The following is a 19662-nucleotide window of genomic DNA, read 5'->3' as shown; positions in this document are numbered from 1 at the left end:
TTAATTTTTGAAAGACGAAGGACGTTTAAAAGCAGAAAGAAGTCTTTTGTCTCCTAGTCCTGTGTCTAAACTATCTGGCGTGCAGCCCGCACTCTTTTTTAGAATTGTCTTCCCACCACCAACGGCCGGCGCGGAAGTCCTCGCCCTCGCGGATAGCGCGGGTACAAGGGGCACAGCCAATGCTGACAAAGCCTTTGTCGTGTAGCGGGTTGTATGGGATGTGAAGGGCCTTCACCGTTTGGCTTACCTCCTCCAGAGACCAGTGCAGCAGCGGGTTGTACTTGATCAGCTGGCGCTCCGCGTCCCACTCCAGCAGCTGCAGGTTCTGGCGGGCACCCGACTGATCGGCGCGGATACCGGTAATCCAAAGCTGCACGCCTTCCAGCGCGCGGTTTAAAGGCTCTACCTTCCGGATGTAGCAGCACTGCTTGCGGTCGTCGATGGAGTTATAAAAACTCATCGTCCCTTTTTCGTTCACCATCTGCTCCACGGCTTCGTGCTTCGGGAAGAATACCTCGATCTTCTTGCCGTAGTGGTTGTTGGTCTTATGCAGGAGGGTGTAGGTCTCGTTAAACAGGCGCCCGGTATCCAGCGAAAAAACACGGACTGGCAGGTTGTTCTCAAAAATATAGTGTGTAATGAGCTGGTCCTCGATGCCGAGGCTGGAGGAGAAAGCGATGCTTCCCTCAAATTGCTCTGTCAGCAGGCGCAGCCCTTCTTCTATGCTTTTCCCCTCTAACAGGGCAAGCAGCGCCGGCACTTTTGTTTCTAAAGCTGATGGCTGACTCATGTGTGGTATGTTAATGCGAATGAAAATATAATTTTTAGTTGGCCTTCTGTTTCTGCTGCTTCTGCTACCGGTGGCATTTTACTTTGCCCAGACCTGTACGGGTAAGGGGATAGGGTAACATGCGGGAAGCACGGATAGCCGAAGGAGTTTAAGAAAGGCAGAAGGTGTCGCCAGGTTCGGCAGAATGGGTGCAGGCTCTAAAGCTAAAGAGGCAGCGATTAGAGAGCTAGCAACAGCAACAACAAGACATGCTGTAGGCCAGAGAAGTAACATAAGCGTTGCGTGAGGAAGCAGGTGTGCTTCCCATTACTAAAGGCGATATGTGAGTTGTTGTCTGCATTGCATTAGAAATTTATATGTTCCCGCTTTGCCGGGATAGGATTTGGCACCTTCCTTTATAAGTGGTTGCCAGAGGGTCACGGAGCCTATTCTCTCGCCTCTTCTTTATAAATTCTCGTTAGACCTTTGAAGGTCTGATACTTTTATAGGTTGTAAAGTTACACTTTTTTCTGATTACATGTATCAACCTCATTTAAAAATATCTTAATTAACTATACCAGATGGCAGCAAAAAGGTTAAAGAAAGATGGCCTTCGCCTCCAAATTCGGAGGCTAGGAAGCCAATCGGGTAACATATTTCACAAGTGAGCGCTTGGCGATGGGCAGGAGTGCGTGTTCCAGTGGGACGGGTACGCGGGAGACGACCGCAAAGGTCGCCGGATTGGGGAGTTCCTGCCTTTCCCGCAATAATCTTACTTTCAGGCTCTCATGCGTCTGGGCCAGGCCTCGCCGTATGGTCTGGAGGTGTCTGGTGTTGATGCCTTTATACTTCTCGTAAGTGTTCTCAAATACCGTGATGTGGTACAGGTACACCTGTGTTTCCTTTCCCGGGTAAGCCTCTAAAAAGATATAACCCTCGTTGTGGTAGATAGGGGTGATGCCGACAGGGTTGATCTCCAGGTGGCGCTCTACGAAGTCATAAAGCTCTTTCCCCTCCTTAAGGGCGTGGTTGAAGAGGGGAGAGGCAAACTGTATGATTTCCTCTATCTGCTGCATCGTCTCATCATCCTCCACGATTTTCTCATACACCAACTCCAGTTTCTCAAAATCCGACCGGCTGATGCGCTCAGGAAATTGCTCGTACACCAGCTGCTTGTGTTCTTTTACCTGTTGCAGGTTGCGGTAATGCATGATGAGGTCTGAGAAGACAGGGTACAGACGTTGTTCCCCGAACTCAGCTTTTACTGCCTTCAGGTAAGCCAGCAGCAAATACTTCTTGTACTCAAAGTCGATGAGTCCCTCAGTTAGCCAATTGACAGGTAGGGTGTTCATATGCCTTCAGCTTGAATGGTGAAAATAAAACGTTATCTGTCTTTCGAAGATGTACTTACAGTACAGGTGCACTTGGCGTTTTACGAGAAATGCACTGGTTTTGTAGGGTAAACGAGGAAATAACAAAAGGTGTATAAGGAGTAGACAGACTTTTTATGGGCCCTTTGGCGTTTATTTGTTGGGGCAGTTCGGGGAGTGTATGGTGTATAACGGTTAGAAATCTTTCCGTATATACCTTTACAGGCCTTGCTGTTCCTTTGCCTGAACGCTGAGATAGGTGTTGTGATTACTTACATAATAGCTTATATTCGGGCACGAAAAATTGTACAAGTCTGCCCTGTTGCTTTTTTCTTCTGGCATCAGCAAACAGGAAAGGCACAACCTACATCAATAGTATAACAGCCCTTATCCGATGACGACAAAACATCGCTTTTTTAATGTTTTTTACTTTCTCCTGCTTGCCGTGTTCATGTTGCCCTCCTGTGGGGAGCGGTCAGGAAACCCAAGAGTTTTAGTGTATAGCAGTGATGCCGGTGATGCATCCGTGGCAGAAAGTATGGCCGCTCTGGCCAAGCTGGGGGGAGAGCAAGACTTCGAGGTGGACACTACGACGAACGAGCGCATGTTCACCGAAAGCAACCTGGCACCCTATGCCGCGGTGATTTTCCTGAACACGACTGGCGAGGAGCTAAGCTACGGCCAGAAAGTAAACTTTGAGCGTTACATGCAGGCAGGGGGAGGCTTTGTGGGGATCCATGAGGCGGCGGACACAGCGTACAGCTGGGACTGGTACGGCAGACTGGTGGGAGGCCGCTATGAGGGCTATCCACAAACCAAAGAGGCGGTTGTTCGCGTGGCCGAAGCAGGACACCCCGCCACCAATGGCTTACCGGAACAGTGGACAAGACAGGATGCCTGGCTGGAGTTTAACCAGTTAGTGGAGGACGTAAAGGTACTGCTGACCATGCAGGAAGGCGCCGGGGACGTTAACCCTGTGTCCTGGTACCACGATTTTGAGGGAGGCCGCTCTTTCTATACCGCTTTAGAACCATCGGTTGGCACAGAGGACGAGCTGTTTCGCCAGCACCTCATAGGCGGGATTAAATACGCGATCGGTGAAAACAACAGCCTCGACTATGCTAGGGCAACTTCGCTGAAGGTGCCGGAAGAGGAAAGGTTTATCAAAACCCAACTAACGGAAGGCACCCTGTTTGAGCCAACGGAGATGACGATCCTGCCGAACAAGGATGTGCTGATTGCACAGCGCCGTGGCGAGATCATGCTGTATGACGAGAGTGCCGGCAGCATTAAGCAGGTAGGCGCGCTAAACGTGTACCACAGTAGTGGTGTGGAAGGCGTAAATGCCGAGGAAGGGGTACTGGGCATAGCCGCAGACCCTAATTTTGCCAAGAACAACTACGTATACATCTTCTACAGTCCGGCCGATACATCTGTAAACCGGCTGTCGCGCTTCGTATACCGCAATAACAAACTGCAGCAGGACACCGAGAAAGTTATCCTGCAGTTCTATTCCCAGCGCCAAATCTGCTGCCACACGGGCGGCTCTATTGCCTTTGGCCCGGATAATTTATTGTATGTATCTACCGGTGATAACTCCACGCCTTTCGATGAGCCGGACCAGGCTTATGTAAACAACGGATTTGCACCGTTGGATGACCGTCCGGGGCACGAGCAGTACGATGCCCGTCGCTCTGCCGGCAATACAAACGACCTGCGCGGAAAGATCCTGCGCATCCGCTTAAAGGAGGACGGCAGCTATGAGATACCGGAAGGCAACCTGTTCCCGAAAAACCAGGCCAAGACCCGCCCGGAAATCTATGTGATGGGGGACCGTAACCCTTACCGCATTTCGGTAGACCAGAAAACAGGGTTCCTGTACTGGGGAGAGATCGGCCCTGACTCTGGCGTGGACAGCCTCGGTACGAGGGGACCACGAGGCTACGATGAGGTAAACCAGGCCCGTGAAGCCGGCTTTTTTGGCTGGCCGCTCTTTATAGGAAACAACTACCCTTACCGGCACTATGATTACGATGCCGGAAGGTCAGGCCCTGTCTTTAACCCGAAGAACCCAATTAACAACTCCCGCAACAACACCGGCTTGCAGGAGTTACCGCCGGCAAAACCAGCCTTTATCTGGTACCCTTACGCCGAGTCGAAAGAGTTTCCGCAGGTAGGGGCCGGAGGCCGCTCCGCGATGGCTGGCCCTGTGTACTACAATGACCTGTATGAAAACGGGGGGGCTTATCCGGCCTACTATAATGGCAAGCTCTTTATCTATGACTGGATTAGAAACTGGATAAAGGCCGTGAGCATGGAGCCGAACGGGGATTACCGTAGCATGGAACCGTTTATGGAAGGTGCTGAATTCAACGCACCAGTAGACATGGAGGTAGGACCGGACGGCAAGCTGTACGTGCTGGAGTACGGCTCTGGCTGGTTCTCTAAAAATGCCGATGCCGGCCTGGCCCGCTTAGACTATGTGTCAGGCAACCTGCCTCCTAAGATTAACAGGCTGTACGTAGACAAGACAAGCGGTGCCCTGCCATTAACGGTGAAAGCAAGGGTAGATGCTACTGATCCGGAAGGTGACCGGCTGCGGTATGTATGGAAAGTGGGGGATTATTACCAGGAGACAAAGGTGCCTTACATCGAGCATACGATCAAAGGGGTGGGCGACCACAACGTAAGCGTGGAGGTAATAGATACTAAACAGGCGTCCTCTAAAAGCAGCGACGTGCTCGTATATGCCGGCAACGAGCAGCCGGAAGTAGACATAGCCATCAAAGGTAACCGTACCTTCTACTTCCCGGGAGAGCCCGTGCAGTATCAGGTGAAAGTGACAGACAAGGACGGTGCGTATAGCGCCAATAACCTGCATGTTTCTTCTGATTACGTGCAGGGCACAGACCTTGCCGGTGCCTCTATGGGGCACCAGGTTTTATCAGAAGCCATGATCGGCAAGAACCTGATGGAGGCCTCTGACTGTAAGTCCTGCCATCAGGTGAGCGAAAAATCTATTGGACCATCCTTTACGCAGGTAGCCCTTCGGTATCAGAAAGACCCGGAAGCCCCTGCCTTTCTGACGCAGAAAATCATCAAAGGCGGTAGCGGTGTTTGGGGGGAAGCGGCCATGCCTGCCCACCCGACCATGGAACCAGGTGAGGCCCGTCGTATTGTACAGTGGGTACTTTCCTTGGCGGACACGGAAAGCATGTTCGAGTCTTTGCCAGCCAGTGGCACCATTGCCCCAGCCCCTACTACTGCCCAAAATACAGTGCTGAAGCTGATGGCAACATACACTGACCAGGGAAGTGCGCGCGTTAGGCCCTTGGCTGGAGCCGAGGCGGTGTACCTGCGCAGCAATCAAATGGATGCCGCTGACTTTAAGGAAACCCGTTGGTTTGCCGCCAGAGAAATTGACGGCAGTAAGTTCCTCGTGTTACCAGGCGGTGACGGCTGGCTGAAGGCCGATCAGGTAGACCTCACAGGCGTACGTGCCATTGAGCTAACGGGCTTAGGCAGTGGGCAAGCTGGCCGCTATGCGGTAGAAGTGCGGGTAGGAAACCCTAACGGTAAAAAGATAGGGGAGGGACAACTCAACTTCGGTGCCGATAAAGGAAAAGCGTCCGGCACTATTCCACTGCAGCAGACCAGTACAAACGAGCTGCAGGATGTTTACCTTGTCTTCCGCCCGCTGACAGAAGTTGGCAAACAAAAGCCCATGCTCAAGACGGTTACGTTCTTGCCAGGGACCAGGGCTTAAGGCAGCACGCTTGCTTCTGAAGTCTTAGCGGCGCATAAGCAGAAAAACGAGAAAGCCTCTCTAGGTATACTAGAGAGGCTTCCTCGTTTCTTGTTAAACAGGATTGTTTTGACGGCAGACCTTTCCTGGTACTGCGCGGAGGTGTGGTCTGGGTTAGTAATCCAGCTTATAAGCCACTACTCTGTTCTTCAGGAAAGTAGGAACGAGTACCAGCTTCTCGTCTTCTATGTAGTCAATATCAGCCGTGTTCGACTCCTGCTCTTTCGTATCCAGCAATAACTCCTCTTTCCCGTTGCGGATCAGGTAAATCTCTCCCTGCCAGCGGCTGGCAATGTAAGTGCTGTCGTCAATAATCACCAGGCCATCGCCTCCGGTTACTGTCTCGTTCACGAACCGGGAGCTTTGATCCTGTAGGCCGTATTGCCGCAAGCCCTTTCCGTCCAGGATAAACAGTTCACCTTCCTCGTTAAAGGCGATTCCGTTGATGCCTTCCATGCCTTCCGCAACAGTGTTTACCTGCCCGTTTTCCAGCACGTGCACTTTACCTGTTCCGGAGTCTGAAAAATAAACCTTCTCCCCATCTGTGGCAGCATCATTTAAAAAAGTAGCGCCTTGCACAGGATATCTGTTGGCGATGGTGCTGTCTGCGATGTTGATCTCCACCAGTTCATCAATGTCCGTTACGTAGAGTTTGTCCCCCATTTTGGCTAAGCCTTTTGGGGCATTCAGTCCTGTAACCCAGGTTAAGTTACGAACCGACCCGTCGGGACTCATGGTGGCGATGAACCCTTTTCCGTCTTTCGTGGAATGGTCCCCTTGTATGTTGCTGACATAAATAATGTTGGCTTCTTTATCGTACAAGGTCGATTCGGCTGTGGTCATGACGGTATCTGTTTCCCAGGCCTTGGTAAGGGTGGGTGTTACGACTACGGCCGTTGCGTCGGTTTCTGCGGTATCCTGTACCTCCTGCTCACTGGAACAGGAAAGCAGCGTAGCCGCAAGGAATAAGAGGGGAAAAGAACGCTTCATTGTCAGATGGTTTTATAGTGAGACAAAGGTTTTAATATTCAAATTAGTAAATATTGAGGGTAATACGAAAAGTTGGTGATTTGGGATAAAACCGTTTCGCTTTGTAGTGCAGAAATTGCCGTTTCCGGAGCCGTTCTTCTACATTTATCCCTTCTTGCGTATAGATTACTTACTTTTGATACTTGCTACACTGTTGGCTGATCACATGAACTACTTTTCCCATACCCCCCTGTACCGATTCTCGGAACTTCGCGCCGACGAGGAGCACATAGACAAGCTTTGGAGATCAGAACAGGTGCGGGTGGTCGTGGTAAGCGATACCTTAAGTCTTCTACTAGAGCAGGAGGATAGGGTAGAGGCTGCTTTCCTTACAAAGGAACAAGCGGCGGCACTGGAGGCACTGGCGCAGGTACGGGTATACCTTGGGTCGGAGGGCGACATACCCTACTTTGCCTTAGGTTTTGAAGGGAAGCAGGAAGAACTGTTGGGGCAACTGGGAGGGGAGTTTAGCCTGCAAGACCTGCGGACGGTCGCGCTGGAGTTACCCAAAGAGCAGGCGGCCCTGCTGAGCTACGCCCGCGCCATCGTGCACTGGAACCTGCGTCATCAGTACTGCCCCGATTGCGGTAGTGTAATGCACAGCGCGGAAGCCGGCCATGTGCGGAAATGTAGCGGTGCGGACTGCAACCGGCAGCACTATCCCCGCACTGATACGGCCGTTATTGTACTCATTTCGGAGGGGGACGCTTGTTTGCTGGGGCGGCAGGCGACCTGGCCGCAGGGGCAGTACGCCACCATTGCAGGTTTCCTAGAACCAGGGGAGACCCTGGAGCAGGCTGTGGCCCGGGAAGCAAAAGAGGAGACAGGCGTGGAACTGGAAAGCATTGCCTACCATTCCTCACAGCCCTGGCCTTTCCCAAGCTCCATCATGGTAGGGTTCAGTGCCGTAGCCAGCTCTCGTCAACTCAAAGTAAATCATGACGAAATGGACGATGCCCGCTGGTTTACGCGGAATGAGATCGCCGCAGGCCTGAAGGCGGGCGATTTCCGCCTTCCGCCGCCTGTATCCATCGCCTACCGTTTAATCAGAGACTGGTTTAATTCAGAAGGGGAGTACGGGCTCGAGGACCTGCTGCCGTCAGCCAGGTAACAAGGCAACAGCTAACCCCTTAATGTGCGGGGCAGCTCTCTAACAATTCTTCTACCTCCGTCATCGTGTAACGTTGGTTGTCGTTCCCGAAGTTTGTCTGGATGTAGTTCAGCAGGTTGGTCACATCGTCTAGCTGCAGCCTTTCCAGGCCTGGCATCTCCTTGTTGTATTCCTGCCCGTTTACCACAATCTCGCCGCTTATCCCATGCCTGATCAGGCAGGGAAGCTCCTCCCGGTGCAGTTGCAGGTAGTCGGCCTTCGCCAATGGGGGAATCAGGCCGCGCAAGCCGCTACCGTCCTCCATATGGCAGCTTTGGCAGTTGGCCACGTAAAGCTTCTCGCCCTCGTTTTTGCGATTGGTAAAGCATTGGGTAAGGGTAGTGAGGGCAACAAGGCCCGCCACCACAGAGATTGATCTATTTCTGGTCATTTTGCTCTTTTAGCAATACGGGGATGTCATTGATCAGCCGGTCTACTTCCTCTGGCTTGGTGCCGTCGTACACGCCCCGCACATGGCGGTTCTCATCCACCAGCACAAAGGCTCCGCTGTGCACAAAGCCGCCGGCTTCCTGCTCATCTTCCATGGCTGTTACCATGTACTTAGTGGCAATGTCGTAAATGCTGTCTTTCTCACCAGTCACGAAGTGCCACTTATCGGACGTTACGTTCAGGCGGGCGGCATAGTCTTTCAGTACGGCCACTGTATCATGCGTAGGGTCGATAGAATGAGACAGGAGTAGGACGTTCGGGTTGTCTTTGTACTGCTCGTACACCCGCAGCATCTGGCTTTTCATTTTAGGGCAGATGGTAGGGCAGGTCGTAAAAAAGAAGTCTGTTACGTACAGCTTGCCTGCAAAAGTCTCCTGGGTTACCTGCTGGCTGTCCTGGTTTACGAACGCAAAGTCAGGTATCTGGTGGTAAAGGGTATCCACCACCGTCTGCCCTTCCACCACGCGCTCCACGGGCTCACGGTTGCCCAGTATCGGTAGCTTAGCTTCTTCTGCCGCCGACTCGCTACAACTGTAAAACATGCCGGCTGTAAGGGTAAGAGAGGCAGCGAATAAAAGCCGCCTTAAACTGAGTTTATTTCTGTTGATCATATTGCGTAAGGGTTGTACGGGCAGCTTGTATGGTGCTGTCCATCACGGTTTGTACACGTTCTATTTTTTGTAATTCCGCTTGCAGGTAAGCCATGGCTTCCTGGTGCTGCAGACTGTCCGGCGCCTGGTACTGGCGCATCCAGGACATCATCACTTCGTCTGCCTCGTTCAAGCCGCTGATATCGCGCTGCAGGACAAGGAGTGTGGTGCTGTCGGCCTGTTGCGCCTCCAGCGTATCACGGAGAGCCCGCAGACTGCGGCGGAGTTTAAAGATATCTTCCATTTTGGCCATGGCTGCATCGTGGATAGCCATCACATTGCCTTGCAGTTCTGCCTGCTGTGTCTCCTCCGTAGGGCCGCTGTGACAGCTTAAGAGCAGTGCCAGGGGAAAAGCAAGGTACATCACCCGGTTCTTCATGGTGCTTTATATAAACAGGAGAGAAGGCATCAAAAGTGCTCTCTGCTTTCTCTTCCTTAGAATGATTTTAACAGTGAAAAAGTTTATCGTTCGGTACCGCGTTTCGTTGCTCATGCACTTTGTGGCGGCTACGCGAACAGCTGCGGCGGGTGGAAGAGCGTTGGCAGTGCGACGTTTAGCAAGTTAAAGGTGTGGACGGTACCTGGCGAAGCCTTTGCCGGGGCGGGAGGACCGGGAACAAGGCCGGAAAGTGCCGGGACATCTTCTGTAGGATGGTAAGAACCAAGTACATGCTGCATCGCCTCTTTACCTCTGTTATGAGCAGGTTGCAGGGCCTCCAGGTTTTTTTGGAGATGGCATTGCCCATAGCACTGCAGTTGTGGCCTCTCCCGGTTCACGCACAGTACCCTTGAGATGTAGGCATAATTCAGGCTGTAATGCACAACAGGTGCCAGAAAACGCAAAGTCGTCATCAGGTAGATGATCAGCATCCCAAGGCCGAAAAAGTAGCTGCGCCGCATGCTGCAAAGGTATGCCCGCACGATTGCAAGTGCAAGTGTTGTTTGTCTTTGGGAAAGAGGGGCAGCGGCCAGACAGAAACAGGTTTAAAACAAAAAAGGCCCGGACAGTGCCAGGCCTTTTTACTGATTCTTTGTTTGTTTTCCTTAAGCTGGTACGGTAATCTCCGAATGGATTGCTTCCGTGATCTGGTTATACTGTCCTTCTGAAATATGGTCGCGCAGGAAGCTCATCACATCCTGAAAAGCGTAGAAGGCATGGTCCAGGGTAGGGAAGTCAGCGTCTTCCGCAAAGGCATCCTTCGAGCGGATAAACTCCAGCCACTCGTCTTCATGGCGGATGCGCACTGGCTCGTGCAGCGTAAAGCCGTCGAAATAGATACCTTTCCAGATAATGGGCAGCTGTGCGCCAAAGTGGATCGCCTCGCCTGCAGGGATCCTGTCCCGGATGGCGTGCAATACGGCTCTGAATATCCTGCCAGCTTTTTGCTCATCGTCTATGCCTAAGTAGTCGCATAGTTCATGTAGCCAGGTTTTGGAATCTTTTAAATAATTTTCAAAGTTCATTGACATAGTTTTACCTCCTTTTTTATGGATTAAACATCTCTATTTTATAACGAGACAGGGAGGACAGGGTTTATACCTTTCGGTGTGCTGTTTTGCCTGAGCGGGTGTCCTTCACTTTAGAAAGCCAGGTTAGTTCCTGTACCACTTCCTGAAAGTAGTGCAGGCAGTGGCTAAAGCAAACAGAAAGGAGATCCGCCAGTTTATCAGGATCACTTACAGAGCGTAACCTTGGAAAGCGAAGAAGCCATGCAAAGGACACGAAGAGGCTGGAGACAAGCAGTAGGAGAACGAACTTTCCTGCACTAATTACTCAGGCTGCCATGCTGTTAAATTTTATGCCCTGCCCCTGCACTGGCTGCAGAAAACTTATAGGTTAAACGTAATATCTGGCACGATTCTCGTTACCTGATAACTATATATAAAAGCTCTATCTATACCTATGAAAAAAGTGTTTGTAAGTTCCCTGGCACTGGTTTTTGCCATGGGCGCTCTGGCAGGATGCGGGATGCGCCCGGAAGAGGAGGAATACCTGCAGGTAATCGGCGAGTATGAGCAGCCAATGCCCGATGCTGGTTTCCGGCTGAACCTGTCGTATAACGGGCCGTTGGAGATGCGGAAAAAGTTTATGGTCTGGGCCGACTCCTTGCAAAAACAGGTGCCAGGCATGATGCTGACGAACGAAAGTATTTTCGTGAACTACATGCCCGAGCAAATGGGCCAGGAGAAGATAAGGCCTGAGATGTTTCAGACCAGTGTCACATATAACATAAATGTACCAGACAGCGCTACCTATTCCCGCATCATGCAGGATGCGCTGGCCCATCATTTCCCCTTTAGTGTGAACGTCTCAGGTACTTTTGTGGATCCGTCCCGGCGGGCGGACGTGCAACAGGAACTGCTGGAACAGGCCGTGGAAAATGCCCGGGCAAAGCTGCGTTTCCTGAACGGGGGGGAAGAGGGGTATGAGATCGTGAGCGTAGAAGAGTTGGATAATGTACAGCCCTATGGGCCCGATTACTATGATTTTAACCGCCGGATGGTGTCGCGCGTGAAGGTAAAAGCCCGGCTAAACGATTAGTACTTCCTGTTTTCTTTTTTAAGACTGCCCCCCTCTGGAGGGCAGCCTTTTGTTTTGTCAGGCCCTGAAGGCGGGGGATTCATATACCTATCACAAGAGCCAGCCTATAGCCAGTTCTTCCGCTTGAAATACCATAGAAATCCCAGGGACGATATGACCATCAACAACAGGGCAAAAGGGTATCCCATTTTCCATTCCAGTTCCGGCATAAAATTAAAGTTCATACCGTAAATGCTGGCAATGAGGGTGGGAGGCATAAACACCACCGTTACTACCGTAAAGATTTTGATTACCTGGTTCTGCTCGATGTTCACCAGGCCCAGAAAAGTGTTCTGGAGGTACTCCAGCCTTTCGAAGCTGAACTGTGCATGCTGAAGCAGGGAGTTGATGTCCTTGAGGATAATCCGCAGGCGCTCCTTCTCGGGTTCGTCCACCAAAAAGCTCTTAAGCAGAGACGAGACCAGGCGCTGTTTGTCTACCACGCTACCCCTAATCAGGATGGTGTTCTCCTGCAGTTCTGTGATATGGATTAGAACCTCTTCTTCAATAGACCGCTCTTTTACCAGTTTGCGGCTGACTTTATTCGTTGAGCGGGTAAGGAACTCGATAAAGTCAGCATCCAGATCCGTCTGCGTTTCCAGTAACAGCAGCCATATTTGCAGGGCCTTGCTGTTGGTTGCGGTAAAGGTCTTGAGCTTTCTCACGGTCTCGGCAAAAGACTTCAGGTCGCTGTGCCGCAGCGTAAAGAGAATGTTGTTCTTCAGGATAAAGGATACTTGCCGCGTGGTGTAGGAAGTACCTTCTTTCACCACAAAAGCGCTGTTTGCCTCAAACCCGTTGACCTCCTCGAAGAACCTTGAGCTACTCTCAATCTCTGCTGCCTCCTGTGGGGTGAAAAACTCGATGCCAAAGTACTCTTCCACCCACTTCTGTTCATCCGGGGTCGGCTCCTGTAAATCTATCCAAATCGTCTTACCCTGGCTCTCATTGTTAAAATCACTTGGGTCCTTTTCCCAGCACAATTCATTCCCCTGTATATAGAAGCTCCTAATCATTAATTTCCCAAAGATTATGTCGGCAATAGGTGCAAAGGTAGCTCCATGAGCCTGTATATACAATCCCGGTTACTGCAAGCATTACAAGCAGGAACAGACTTATTTCTGTGCATTTAGAATGACGACAACCGAGGCTTGTACCGGGGAAGGAGTATGATTGGTTCAACGGTCGCCAGTACCACTTTTGAACTGTACCTGTGGAAGCGACTGCATGGTACTTTTATAAAGCTGGGAAAATGGACTAAACTGTTAGGGAAGAGTACAGCTGTCAGCAGACGTAGCAACCAGTACCCTACTCAGAAGCAAAACTTGATGCAATTATTTAAGCATTTGTACGGCTGCGTAAAGCCAAAAGCGCTAAAGGCTTCATGCCTCGGACGTCTGCCTTGGGGGCAGGCCCGGCGAGACGATGAACGCTTCCTTGGGTGTACAAAAAGGGAGTGGCCTGGTGCAAAGCTCATAAAGCGGGAAGGCCATGGAACTTGCTTTACCTGTGGGAGATAAGTTGTAAAAAAAACATTTTGAATGACCTATTAGGCCGCTTTTTTTGTTATTTTAACATGAGCGGGTTACGGAAATTTATAGTACCTTGCATATATAAGCAAAAGTAAATTAGTTGTATCAGTTGGTGGGGCATTTGAACCCAATTCTGAAAGAAAAATCTGATAATCCTGTTCTAAGTACTTTTAAAAGTTTGTAGCAGCCAATGCTTTGTGCATTGGTGTACTTATAAACGAAATAAAAGTGGTAATTTTACCTATTAAATCTACCTTTTAACACACATGAGTGAAGTAGAAGATATAGCAAAAGCTAATAATTATTCCGCCAATAGCATCCAAGTACTGGAAGGGCTCGAAGCAGTGCGTAAACGCCCGGCCATGTACATTGGTGACATTGGCATCAAAGGCCTGCACCACCTGGTGTGGGAGGTGGTGGATAACTCGATCGACGAAGCCCTGGCTGGCCACTGCGACGAGATTTCGGTAACCATCAACGAAGACAATTCTATCACGGTGTCGGATAATGGCCGTGGTATTCCAACAGACTTCCATACGAAAGAAGGCCGTTCTGCCCTGGAGGTAGTCATGACGGTACTGCACGCTGGGGGTAAGTTTGATAAAGACACCTATAAAGTATCGGGTGGTCTGCACGGCGTGGGGGTGTCCTGCGTGAACGCGCTTTCCACCGACCTGCACGTAACGGTACACCGTGGCGGTAAAATCTATGAGCAGCACTATAACATTGGGGTGCCGGCTTACCCGGTACGTGAGATTGGCGAAACGGATAGAACAGGAACTACGGTTCATTTTCAGCCAGATGCTTCCATTTTCACAACCACCGAGTACAAGTATGATACGGTAGCCAGCCGCCTGCGCGAGTTGGCCTTCCTGAACAAGGGAATCCGTATTAACCTGCAGGACCTGCGCGAGCGCAACGAGCAGGGCGAGCCGCTAAGCAACTCTTTCTTTTCGGAGGGCGGCTTGAAGGAGTTCGTGGCGTACCTTGACGAGACCCGCGAAACCTTGATCCCGGAGCCTATCCACGTAGAAAGCGAGAAGAACGGCGTGCCCGTGGAAATCGCCCTGCAATACAACACGTCTTACGCCGAGAACATCTTCTCTTATGTGAATAACATCAACACCATTGAGGGTGGTACGCACGTAGCCGGTTTCCGCCGTGCCCTTACCCGTACCCTGAAGGCCTATGCCGACAAGTCCGGTATGCTGGATAAGGTGAAGATAGACATTGCCGGTGATGACTTCCGCGAAGGCTTAACGGCGGTTATCTCTGTGAAGGTAGCGGAGCCACAGTTTGAGGGGCAGACCAAGACCAAGCTGGGTAACTCGGAGGTGTCTGGAGCAGTAGACGTGGCCGTAGGCGAGATGCTGACGCAGTACCTGGAGGAGAACCCGAAAGAGGCCCGTACCATCGTACAGAAAGTGATTCTGGCAGCGCAGGCGCGCCATGCGGCCCGTAAGGCCCGTGAGATGGTGCAGCGCAAGAATGTGCTCTCCAGCACCAGCTTGCCTGGTAAGCTGGCCGACTGCTCGGATAATAACCCGGAGAACTGCGAGATCTACCTGGTGGAGGGTGACTCTGCGGGTGGTTCTGCCAAGCAGGGCCGCGACCGTAAGTTCCAGGCGATCCTGCCGCTGCGCGGTAAGATCCTCAACGTGGAGAAAGCGCAGGAGCACCGTATCTACGAGAACGAGGAGATCAAGAACATGATCACCGCCCTGGGTATTAGCTTCGGCACACCGGAGGACGACAAGGCGCTGAACATGGAGAAACTGCGTTACCACAAGATCATCATCATGACCGACGCCGACGTGGACGGATCGCACATCCGCACACTGATCCTGACCTTCTTCTTCCGTTACATGAAAGACCTGGTGGAGAAAGGCTACGTGTATATTGCGCTGCCGCCGCTCTACCTTGTGAAGAAAGGCAAAGAAGAGCGTTATTGCTGGAGCGAGCAGGACCGCCTCGCTGCGATTCAGGAGCTAGGCAAAGGCAAGGAAGAGAGCGTGAACGTGCAGCGTTACAAAGGTCTGGGAGAGATGAACCCGGAGCAGCTGTGGAACACAACCATGGACCCAGGTACCCGAAGCCTGAAGCAGGTGACCATCGAGTCTGCAGCCGAAGCAGATCACCTGTTCTCTATGCTGATGGGTGATGAAGTAGGACCTCGTCGTGACTTCATTGAGCGTAACGCCAAATATGCCCGTGTAGACGTTTAATACAAAAGGCATCCAGATAGAAGGCGGCTGTACCATGAAGGTGCAGCCGCCTTTGTTTTTTACTGTTGTTGTCCCGGCTATCGTCAGGCCCGCTCTCATGTGGAGGCCGTTTATGATTTTTCCGATATGACTCTTTCTGGTGTGTAAGCTAATGTTGAGGCGCGCCTTCCCATAGTTTTTCATGTCTCCTGCTGGTGTATCAGTCTGTATACATAAGAAGCAGTAGGTAAGAAGATTATAAGGTCGACTGAGCAGCTTGTGTGGGGATGTGAAGAGCTGTCTGACCCACTACCTGCTTTTATGGCCGGGATATTTTTTGTACTTTTGCTTTCGAGTAAATGACTTTTACGTGGGAACACCTCTACCAGAGAGAGACAAGAGCCCATTTATACCATCAAACAGCATAAGAAACAGAACATGGCATTGCAACAGGTTTTTGAAAGTGTTAAACAGGCAAGCAGGAAGTTAAACCTACTTTCGGAGGAAAAAGTAGTCAAGGTATTAGAAGACTTAGCTACCAGAGCGGTAGAGGCTACCGATACGATCCTTGCCGAGAACCAGAAAGACCTGAACCGCATGGACGCCAATGACCCGAAGTACGATAGGCTGAAGCTCACAAAGGAACGCATCGAAGCCATTGCCGCTGACATCCGGAATGTCGCTAGCCTTCCTTCACCCCTTGGGAGGGTGCTGGCCGAGCAGAAGCTGGATAATGGGCTTCAGCTGAAAAAAGTGTCTGTGCCACTTGGCGTGATCGGTATCATTTATGAAGCCCGCCCAAACGTTACCTTCGACGTGTTCAGCCTATGCCTGCGCTCCGGTAACGCCCTCCTGCTGAAGGGGGGGAGCGATGCAAGGGATTCTAATGCAGCCATCGTTAAAATCATACACGAGGTGCTGGAAAGTAACGACGTAGATAAAAATATTGTACAGTTGCTTCCGCCAGACCGTGAGGCGACACACGAAATGCTGCACGCAGTTGATTATGTGGACATCATCATTCCGCGCGGTAGCCAGGGCCTCATCAACTATGTGCGTGAAAACTCGAAGGTGCCGGTAATTGAAACAGGGGCAGGCATTGTACACACTTACTACGACGCGGATGCGGACCTGGAAAGCGGCAAGGACATCATCGTGAATGCCAAGACCAGAAGGGTTAGCGTGTGTAATGCCTTGGATTGCCTTGTTATTAACAGAAAGCGCCTGCAGGATCTGCCAGCCATTGGCAAAGGCCTGGCTGAAAAAGAGGTGGACCTGTATGCCGATGCACCGGCCTATGAGGCACTGAAAGGGAGCTATCCGGAGGAGAAACTGCACCAGGCCACAGAAGAGCATTTTGGAACAGAGTTCCTGTCCCTGAAAATGGCTGTAAAAACCGTAGACGACCTGGAAGAGGCGATTGAGTACATCAACCAGCATACCTCGCAGCATAGTGAGGCAATTATCTCAAACAACGAAGCGCACGTAGACCACTTTCTGAAAGCGGTGGATGCGGCTGCCGTTTACGCGAATGCCTCTACCGCCTTTACAGACGGCGCCCAGTTCGGTTTGGGAGCTGAGATCGGTATCAGTACCCAAAAGCTGCATGCACGCGGACCAATGGCCTTAAACGAACTCACTAGCTATAAGTGGATCGTGAAAGGCAGTGGCCAGGTAAGGGCCTAAGGAGGCAACACATTTTCATAGAGCCGGCCGTTGCCCCTAGCGCAACAGCCGGCTTTTTTATGGCAGCGGTTTGTGTGTGCCCGTAAGCTATAGCGCTGACAGAAGAAAGAGGTGGACAGTGCTGGAGGCAGTAGCGGCCTAAAGAGTTGGTTTTTATAAAGTATTAGGGCTAAGTACGTTAAACAAAGCGTGAAAAATTATCTTCCCGGATTGTATAATTCAGCATCGATTTATAGTTATATTTTATGGTGACACAGGCAGGGGCTGCCAGAAGTCCTTTCCGTATGCTAGTAAACACAGGAGAACATGCTTATCAATAAGGTTTCTGACCAAATAAAGAGAAGTAAATACATTAGCCGCGATCTCAGTTGGCTGCGGTTCAATTACCGGGTACTGGACCAGGCGCGCGATACGAACAAGAGCCTGTTCGACAGGCTGAAGTTTATGGCCATTACCTCCTCAAACCTGGATGAGTTTTTCATGATCCGGGTGGGAAGCTTGTACAACTACCTGGACTATGGCAAGGAGCGGACCGACTATTCTGGGCTTCGGGAGTTGCCTTTCCGCAAAAAGCTGCTGGACTATGCTCACCGTTTTGTCAACGACCAGTACCTGACCTTTAACAACGAACTGAAACCGCTTTTTGCCAAAAGTGGTTTCGACATCCTGAAAGTAAGCGAGCTGACGGAGATAGAGCAGAAGAAGGTGGACTCTTTCTTTAAGAATACCATCTTCCCGCTGTTAACCCCCATGGTGTTCGACAACTACCATGGCTTTCCGCTGCTCATGAACCAGCTGCTGACTTTTGGCGTGGTAACCCGCACCTCCGATGAGGGGAAACCGCAGGATCGGGTAACCTTCGTGCAGATACCACAGAACCTGGGCCGCTTTTACGAGATCAACCGGAAGGACAAAATTATCTTTGTTCCGATCGAGGAGATTATCCGCCTGAAGATCAAGAAGCTGTTCCGTAACGTGGAGATCGTGTCTGTGAACCTGTTCCGTATTACCCGTAACGGGGACTTTACCCTGGAGGAGTCGGACGACCTGGAGGCAGATTTTGTGCAGGAGATTAAGTCCAAGCTGAAGACCCGTAAAAAAGGACGGGTGGTAAGGCTGGAAGTAGAGCGGAACCCTTCGCAGTACATGATGCGCTTGCTCAAAGAACGCTGGACCATCGACAATGCCAACGTCTTTACGATCAACAGCCTGATCGACCTGAAGGGCCTGTGGCAGATCGTGAACCACCGCCACTTCCGGGACAAGGGCTTTAAGCAACCGTCTTCGGTGATGCCGCACAGCCTGCCGAGCGATGGGGTAGACATGTTTGAGTACCTGAAGGACCACGACGTGCTGTTGCACCACCCATATAACAGCATGGAGCCTGTGGTGAGCTTGCTGGAACGGGCTGCCGAAGACCCGCTCGTACTGGGTATCAAGCAAACGATTTACCGCCTGGCAGACCAGTCGCGGGTGACGGCGGCGCTGCTGAAGGCGGCGGAGAATGGCAAGCACGTATCCGTGCTGTTCGAGGTGAAAGCCCGCTTTGATGAAGAGCGTAACCTGAGAGAAGGAGAGCGCCTGGAGAAAGCCGGCTGCTTTGTGATATACGGCATCAGCAAGTACAAAACGCACACGAAGATGATGATGATCATCCGGAAAGAAGGAGAGAAGGTGACCCGCTATGTACACATCGGCAGCGGCAACTACAACGAGCAAACTGCCCGCCTCTACACGGATGTAAGCCTCCTGACCACCAATGAAGTCTATGCCCACGACGTGTCAGAGTTCTTCAACGTGATCACCGGCCACTCCAGGCCTAATGAGTACAAGTACCTGATGACCTCCCCGAAGAACATGCGGCATCAGTTGATTGAGTTGATCCGGAACGAGGCCCGTAATGCCAAGAAAGGCCTGAAGAGCGGCATCGTGATCAAGATAAACTCATTGGAGGATAAGGAGGTGATCGACGAGTTCTATAAAGCCTCTAAAGCCGGCGTGCCCGTTAAACTGATCGTCAGGGGGATTTGCTGCCTGCGCCCGGGCCGGGAGGAACTGAGTGAGAACATCTCGGTGAAATCCATTGTGGGAGAGTACCTGGAGCATGCGCGCCTGTATTACTTCCATAACAACGGGGAGCCGAAAGTATATGGGGGCAGTGCGGACGTGATGGTGCGCAGCTTTGATCGCCGTATCGAGGCCCTGTTCCTGATCACGAACGAGGAGCTGCGGATGGAAGCCATCAATATCCTTTACTATAACCTCCTGGACAACCAGAACTCTTACATCATGCGGGAGGATGGTACCTACATAAAGAAACGCGCCGGTGCCAATGAGGAGGTAGTGGACGTGCACAAGATATTTTACAACAAAGCCTGTAGCGAGCCACAGCTGGTAGAGCTGGTCTAGTTGCAGATTAAAACCGTCCATAAACCA

15 protein-coding genes and 1 riboswitch are annotated in these 19662 nt (G+C 51.3%); of the genes, 6 read left to right on the top strand and 9 right to left on the bottom strand.

The window, feature by feature from the left end; genetic code table 11:
- Window positions 1-70 precede the first annotated feature (70 nt).
- Together CHB92_RS17765 and CHB92_RS17760 are read right to left on the bottom strand one after the other, a co-directional pair.
- The gene (locus tag CHB92_RS17765; protein WP_089320581.1) at window positions 71-790 is read right to left on the bottom strand and encodes a phosphoadenylyl-sulfate reductase; all 720 of its coding nucleotides are present in this window, start codon (window positions 788-790) and stop codon (window positions 71-73) included.
- A 349-nt stretch (window positions 791-1139) separates the two neighbouring features.
- Window positions 1140-1243: riboswitch (SAM riboswitch) on the bottom strand.
- Window positions 1244-1401: 158 nt separating this feature from the next.
- Window positions 1402-2121, bottom strand: coding sequence for a hypothetical protein (locus tag CHB92_RS17760; protein WP_089320580.1), 720 nt, complete (start codon window positions 2119-2121; stop codon window positions 1402-1404).
- Window positions 2122-2533: 412 nt separating this feature from the next.
- Between CHB92_RS17760 and CHB92_RS17755 the strand changes: the two genes are divergently transcribed.
- Window positions 2534-5905, top strand: coding sequence for a ThuA domain-containing protein (locus CHB92_RS17755; protein WP_089320579.1), 3372 nt, complete (start codon window positions 2534-2536; stop codon window positions 5903-5905).
- Between the two features lie 153 nt (window positions 5906-6058).
- Here CHB92_RS17755 and CHB92_RS17750 read toward each other — a convergent pair whose 3' ends face one another.
- Window positions 6059-6934, bottom strand: coding sequence for an SMP-30/gluconolactonase/LRE family protein (locus tag CHB92_RS17750; RefSeq protein WP_179223091.1), 876 nt, complete (start codon window positions 6932-6934; stop codon window positions 6059-6061).
- Between the two features lie 205 nt (window positions 6935-7139).
- On the opposite strand from CHB92_RS17750, the gene nudC reads away from it, so the two are divergent.
- Entirely contained in the window at window positions 7140-8084 is a 945-nt protein-coding gene (gene nudC / locus CHB92_RS17745; RefSeq protein WP_106219156.1) for an NAD(+) diphosphatase, read from the top strand.
- Window positions 8085-8103: 19 nt separating this feature from the next.
- Here the strand turns inward: nudC and CHB92_RS17740 are convergent, their stop codons facing one another.
- The 5 genes from CHB92_RS17740 to CHB92_RS17720 all read right to left on the bottom strand — a co-directional run bounded on the left by CHB92_RS17740 (window position 8104) and on the right by CHB92_RS17720 (window position 10693).
- Window positions 8104-8514 (bottom strand): c-type cytochrome, encoded by a 411-nt coding sequence (locus CHB92_RS17740; protein WP_089320577.1) that lies wholly within the window; start codon window positions 8512-8514, stop codon window positions 8104-8106.
- Window positions 8501-9184 carry an SCO family protein gene (locus CHB92_RS17735; protein WP_089320576.1) on the bottom strand — a complete coding sequence of 228 codons (684 nt, stop codon included), beginning with the start codon at window positions 9182-9184 and terminating at the stop codon, window positions 8501-8503. Before CHB92_RS17735 ends, CHB92_RS17740 begins: the two co-directional genes overlap by 14 nt.
- A complete protein-coding gene (locus CHB92_RS17730; RefSeq protein ID WP_089320575.1) occupies window positions 9168-9602 on the bottom strand; it encodes a hypothetical protein in 435 nt (144 codons plus the stop codon). The genes CHB92_RS17735 and CHB92_RS17730 overlap by 17 nt, the downstream gene beginning before the upstream one ends.
- Before the next feature lie 128 nt (window positions 9603-9730).
- Entirely contained in the window at window positions 9731-10123 is a 393-nt protein-coding gene (locus CHB92_RS17725) for a hypothetical protein (protein ID WP_106219157.1), read from the bottom strand.
- Window positions 10124-10267: 144 nt separating this feature from the next.
- Window positions 10268-10693 carry a DUF2267 domain-containing protein gene (locus CHB92_RS17720; protein WP_245842683.1) on the bottom strand — a complete coding sequence of 142 codons (426 nt, stop codon included), beginning with the start codon at window positions 10691-10693 and terminating at the stop codon, window positions 10268-10270.
- A 433-nt stretch (window positions 10694-11126) separates the two neighbouring features.
- Between CHB92_RS17720 and CHB92_RS17715 the strand changes: the two genes are divergently transcribed.
- Complete coding sequence (locus CHB92_RS17715) at window positions 11127-11765, top strand: SIMPL domain-containing protein (protein ID WP_089320572.1); 639 nt, start codon at window positions 11127-11129, stop codon at window positions 11763-11765.
- A 104-nt stretch (window positions 11766-11869) separates the two neighbouring features.
- Here the strand turns inward: CHB92_RS17715 and corA are convergent, their stop codons facing one another.
- The gene (corA, locus tag CHB92_RS17710; protein ID WP_089320621.1) at window positions 11870-12820 is read right to left on the bottom strand and encodes a magnesium/cobalt transporter CorA; all 951 of its coding nucleotides are present in this window, start codon (window positions 12818-12820) and stop codon (window positions 11870-11872) included.
- A gap of 782 nt (window positions 12821-13602) precedes the next feature.
- Here corA and gyrB point away from each other — a divergent pair.
- The 3 genes from gyrB to ppk1 all read left to right on the top strand — a co-directional run bounded on the left by gyrB (window position 13603) and on the right by ppk1 (window position 19635).
- Window positions 13603-15561, top strand: coding sequence for a DNA topoisomerase (ATP-hydrolyzing) subunit B (gene gyrB / locus CHB92_RS17700; RefSeq protein ID WP_089320570.1), 1959 nt, complete (start codon window positions 13603-13605; stop codon window positions 15559-15561).
- 417 nt (window positions 15562-15978) lie between these two features.
- On the top strand, window positions 15979-17226 hold the full coding sequence (locus CHB92_RS17695; RefSeq protein ID WP_089320569.1) for a glutamate-5-semialdehyde dehydrogenase: 1248 nt from the start codon (window positions 15979-15981) through the stop codon (window positions 17224-17226).
- A gap of 306 nt (window positions 17227-17532) precedes the next feature.
- On the top strand, window positions 17533-19635 hold the full coding sequence (gene ppk1 / locus CHB92_RS17690) for a polyphosphate kinase 1 (RefSeq protein WP_089320568.1): 2103 nt from the start codon (window positions 17533-17535) through the stop codon (window positions 19633-19635).
- Window positions 19636-19662 lie beyond the last annotated feature (27 nt).

The sequence above is a fragment of the Pontibacter ummariensis genome, from assembly GCF_900188175.1.
Lineage (GTDB): Bacteria > Bacteroidota > Bacteroidia > Cytophagales > Hymenobacteraceae > Pontibacter > Pontibacter ummariensis.
This window is presented reverse-complemented; position numbering and strand designations above follow the sequence as displayed.